This window comes from Rhodococcus sp. (in: high G+C Gram-positive bacteria), assembly GCF_049591685.1.
In the GTDB taxonomy this organism is placed as follows: Bacteria; Actinomycetota; Actinomycetes; order Mycobacteriales; family Mycobacteriaceae; genus Rhodococcoides.
Genome location: NZ_JBAWFH010000465.1, coordinates 1 through 4,741, shown reverse-complemented (window position 1 = coordinate 4,741; position 4,741 = coordinate 1). Strand labels below are relative to the sequence as shown.

Genomic DNA, 4,741 nt, shown 5'->3' with positions numbered 1-4,741 from the left:
CCGGACGGGTACTGCGCCGTCCGGCAGCGGGAGCGCGCGTCCCGACGACATCGACAGCCGCGCGGTGGGTCCCCCGTCGGGCGCCTCCTGAGGCGTCCACGACAGGCACGACACCGGCTTGGTCGCGGTATCGACGATGTCAGGTCGCGCGTCGGGGAACGTATCGACGGCGAGCCGGTTCACCGTGGGTGCGCCGCGAAGCGCGTCGGGGTTGAGTGACTCGATGTCGGGGCTACCCTGCGAGTCGGCGAACTTGATCAGCTGGGCAGTTGCTTCGGTCACTGCTTGGATGCCGTCTGCGAGAACCACGTAGTACTGCAGACCCACACCGGACACCTTGACCACCGACCCGATCGTTCTTCCTGCGAATTCGTAGGCGGGCAACTCACCTGCCCGGGGTATGAGCGGCGGCGTGATCGCAGGCACCGTCGGAATCGCGTTCACCAGTGCAGCACTGACCTCGGACGCAGAAGCGTCCTCCAGTCCCAGCGCGCGTACGACCGCACGATCGGCCAGGTCGATCTGCGCGCGTACCCCGTCGTACACCAGGAACGTCCCGTCCACTGTGCGCCACAAGAACGCGTCCGTGTTTTCCACCTGAGCGATGTCGTCGTCGTGCTGCGGTTCTCCCGCCAGCACTGTCGTACCGGCCACCCCGCCAGTGCTGCCGAGGGTGTCGCACACGGACCACGTGACGGCATCGCCCTCGGCGTCGAACGGCAGAGTCGCAGGGGCTCCGGGGATCCCGACAAGAGCGCCGCGCCTCGTGCCCGCCAACTCCTTCTCGGCCACGACAGTCGGATCGTCCGCGCTGCCGAGAACCAGACGAGCCGACGCAAGGTTGAGCACCGGGTGCACGGTGTCGTCGACCCGTACGAACATCGCACCGGAATCCTTCGCGACGATGATCCCTGCGTCTCCGATTTTGTCCTGGGGCCGCAGGAGCGCCAGTGCGGCGCACCCGGCGAGCCCGAGACACGCGATGACGAGCCCCACCGACAACGCACGGGTCTGCGACCGCATCGGATCGTGCAGCATCCGCACGTCCCGACGCACCAGGGCGTGTTCCATGCGCCGGACGAGGAACCTGTACCCGCCGACCTGCCATTTCGTTGTCGGCGTTGCCGCCACGATCGCCCCCCGGTGTTCGACCGGCTCCCCCACGAGCCGTTCCCGCGGGTCACAGTACAGACCTCGAGAACATCGTGTACGCCGCGCTCGATCACATCCGGTGTACAGTGCCTCGGACGAGCCGCGGTGGGGATCCGGTTCGAACACACAGCCTTCGGGGGGAGGATTTGCGGATGCACGCGCCGACACGTCGCCGTTCGATCACGAATGTGGACGAACCGCCCGCTCCCAGGCCGGCGAACCCGGCACCACGACGGCATCCCGTCCGTACGAAACCTGTTCTTGCTCTGCGATTTCCACCCTTGACGACAACATTGGTCGTGGAACTCCTCGTGACAGCATCGGCGGCGGCGGCTCTGCTTCTCTCATCCCGAACAGTGCTCGTTCTGGCCCTCCTTCTCGCTCTTCTACCGTTCGTCGTGGTCGCGGGCCGGCCGATACCGGACTGGGTTGTCACCGTCGTCCGCTTTGCCACCCGGTCGACCACCTCACCCGGCGTCACCACCGAGATGCAATTGCAGGACGGGGAGGTGGCCGGCATTCACCGACGGCAGGACCGCCTGAGCTGCGTACTCGAACTCCGACCACCACGCGGTGCTGTCACAAGACTCGCTGCTGCGGAGTCGAACACGGATTCCCCGATCGATCTGAACGTCCTCGGTAGCTGCCTGACTCAACACGACATCTCACTGAGCGGAATCGACGTGGTCTCCCATGGCGTCCGCGCCACCTCGGGCTCACCGGCGTCGGAAGTGTACGAGCAACTGATCGGCCCACTACCCGCCGTTGCGACGCGGACCGTGTGGGTCAGCGTCACGCTCGACGTACGCACCAACCGTGACGCCGTCGCGGCACGCGGCGGTGGCGAACTCGGGGGCTCCCGCACCGTGCGTATTGCGACGGAACGCGTCGCTCGAGCCCTCGAAGCACGGGGCATACATTCACGGATATTGACGCGCCACGAGATTCAGGCCGCCGCTGTACATATGTGCCGCGGCGTTCCCTTCGAATCCTTCACGGAGAGTTGGTGTTCGACTCCGCTGCCCGGGGTCACCCGAGTCGGGCACGGCCTCGATGTCGGCACGCTCGACAACCGCGGTCTCGATCGACTGTGGGCGACGTCGACACTGTCGAGCTCTGTGATCCTGCACCTCGAACCCGGGCCGGACCAGCGCGTCGTGATGTCCGGCTCCTGCGGCTTCGTCGGCCGCTCGACGCCCAGGGTGCCCAAACTGCCCGGCCTGGTCTCCATGAACGGCAGACAACGGGAGTCTCTGCTCACGTCGCTACCACTCGCGATACCCGCGTACGGCCTGGGCCCACTACGCCGCCGAGTCACCTCGTCCAGGCTCGGAGATTTTCGGCTCGCCACCGGTGGATGCGGACAGCTCTTGGGTTCCGACGAGTCGGGCCGCGGCGTTGCCCTTCGCATTCACGGCGTAGGCGTCCGAACCGTCCACGTCGCCGGAGAGCTGTACCTCGCGCAGCAACTCGTATTTCGAGCCGTTGCGACCGGCGCCCGCGTGCTCGTCTGCACCGACCGCGTACACGCGTGGCGGACGATGGTCGATTCGGTTGCTACGCCGGACCGGCTTCGCATCGACGGTGGGCATCACCGTCGTGGCCCGGTGCCGCACGACGCGAGCACGGCGAGAGGCCGGTTCGACCTTGTGGTGCAGGACTACTCGAATCCCCTCGACGCTGTCGAGCCCCCGCCGACAGTCGACGGAACGGTGCTCACGGTCGTCGAACATCCGTCGCGCGCGCCAGCGCAGGATCCCGACGTCTCGGTCGTGCAACCCGGCGCGGTGGGCGATCGCATCGTGGTTCGCACTCCACGACACCGTCTCGATCTTGTTCTGGTCACCATTGCGCAGGAGACGGCGTTCATCGGCAGACCGAGGAACATCGGCTCACCGGGCACCGGAACATCAGGCTCACCGGGTGATTACCCGGGGTAGGGCGTTGACTCCTGCATCAACCGGGCTGCCGTTGCCCACCAGTGGATTTGGTCGAGCATTCGCGTAGCCGAGTCCACGGCCACCGTATCGCTCGTTGCGCCTCGATCGTCGAATGCCTTGCGTGCGCGCGCGAACATCACGCTGTCGCGAACGGAGACCATGTGTAGCTCCGCTGCGACCTGGCGTAACTGTTCGGTTGCTCGCAGGCCTCCTGACACACCGCCGTAGGAAACGAAGCCGATCGGCTTGCCTCGCCATTCGTATTTCAGACTGTCGAGAGCTGACTTCAGCGACGCCGGATAGCCGTGGTTGTACTCGGGTGTCACCACTACAACGGCGTCCGCTGCACCTATGGCCTCTGCCAATGCGTCGATCCCGGCGCACTGCGCGAGGTCCGACGGCAAGTTCAGGTCGGCGAGATCCACCGCGACGGCTTCGAAGTCGGCCCGTTGTCCCACGTGCTTCGAGAACCATTCGGCGACAACCGGTCCGAGTCGGCCCGGTCGCACGCTGGCGGTGACGACGGCGAGGCGAAGGGGTGGAGTGGTCACGGCGGACAGCCTAGCCGCGGACCAGCCGTCCTTCTGTGCGCCATCGATCGGTGCGATACCCTCGCGGCATGGTGCGATCTTTCTCCAGACGCAAGTTCATGGGTGTTGCGGCAACCGGTGGTGCCGGTATCGCCCTTGCTCGCAACACCACGGCTCGAGCACAATCTGCCGATTCTCTGCCTCCCATAGATGCAGTATCGGTAACTGACCCGGCGCTGTTCTCCGCTGTCGAAGCCGCGAGTCTTTTGCAAGCGGGCGAGTTGCACCCGAAAGAAGTTGTCGACGCCTGTCTGAACCGCAGTCGGGCACTCGACGGGGACATCGGCGCCTGGATCCGCATCTATCCAGAGGTCGCCTATGCCGCCGCCGAGGCCGCGGGCCAACGCCTGTCCCAGGCCGCTCGCGCACAATATGGACAACCTGATTTGGTCTGCGGCATCCCCATAGCGCTGAAAGACATCTATGCCGTCGCTGGGCTCCCTCTCACCGCCTCCAGCCGGGTATTGGATGGAAACGTGGCCGCCTCGCACTCCGGAGTCTGGCGCCGACTCGAGCTATCCGGCATGGTGCTTCTTGGACACGCACATACCGACGAATTCGCCATCGGGGTGACCACGCCCCAGGTCGGCAACCCGTGGAACACCAGTTACTCCCCCGGCGGTTCTTCCGGTGGAAGTGCTGCAGTCGTAGCCGCACGCTTCGCTCCGCTCGCAACCGGTAGTGACACCGGCGGGTCCATTCGGATTCCCGCAAGCGCGTGTGGCATCTCCAGCATCAAGCCCACTTTCGGCCGTTGCAGCACCTCCGGAATGATCCCTCTCACTTGGACCCGAGACCACGCCGGCCCTATGGGCCGCAGCCTCGCGGACGCATCGCTTCTACTCACTTATATGTCCGGTGTGGATGAAGCCGACCCCACGACACGGGCCTCCCCCGATGAGAAGTTTCCGTTGGCTCCGTCAGGAAGACCTCGCGCACTCGCCGATATGCGCGTTGGTGTCCCCTCCGATGCGTTCGACAACTTACCCACCTCTATCGGCAGTTTGATGACTACAGCGATCGACACGGCGAAGTCATTGGGCGTCGAGGTAGTCACGG

4 protein-coding genes are annotated in these 4,741 nt (G+C 65.5%); 2 read left to right on the top strand and 2 right to left on the bottom strand.

Annotated features, from left to right (window positions below):
- The coding region (eccB, locus tag WBQ44_RS19315) for a type VII secretion protein EccB (protein WP_495568285.1) at positions 1 to 1,164 on the bottom strand (1,164 nt) is incomplete at its 3' end.
- A gap of 140 nt (positions 1,165 to 1,304) precedes the next feature.
- On the opposite strand from eccB, the gene eccE reads away from it, so the two are divergent.
- Positions 1,305 to 3,092: a type VII secretion protein EccE gene (eccE, locus tag WBQ44_RS19310; protein ID WP_495568284.1), complete on the top strand. Its 1,788-nt coding sequence runs from the start codon at positions 1,305 to 1,307 to the stop codon at positions 3,090 to 3,092.
- Here eccE and WBQ44_RS19305 read toward each other — a convergent pair.
- On the bottom strand, positions 3,080 to 3,643 hold the full coding sequence (locus WBQ44_RS19305; protein ID WP_495568283.1) for an NADPH-dependent FMN reductase: 564 nt from the start codon (positions 3,641 to 3,643) through the stop codon (positions 3,080 to 3,082). The two genes, eccE and WBQ44_RS19305, sit on opposite strands and share 13 nt — an antisense overlap.
- 68 nt (positions 3,644 to 3,711) lie before the next feature.
- Between WBQ44_RS19305 and WBQ44_RS19300 the strand changes: the two genes are divergently transcribed.
- Positions 3,712 to 4,741, top strand: a 1,030-nt coding sequence (locus WBQ44_RS19300; RefSeq protein ID WP_495568282.1) for an amidase, incomplete at its 3' end; no start/stop codon positions are given.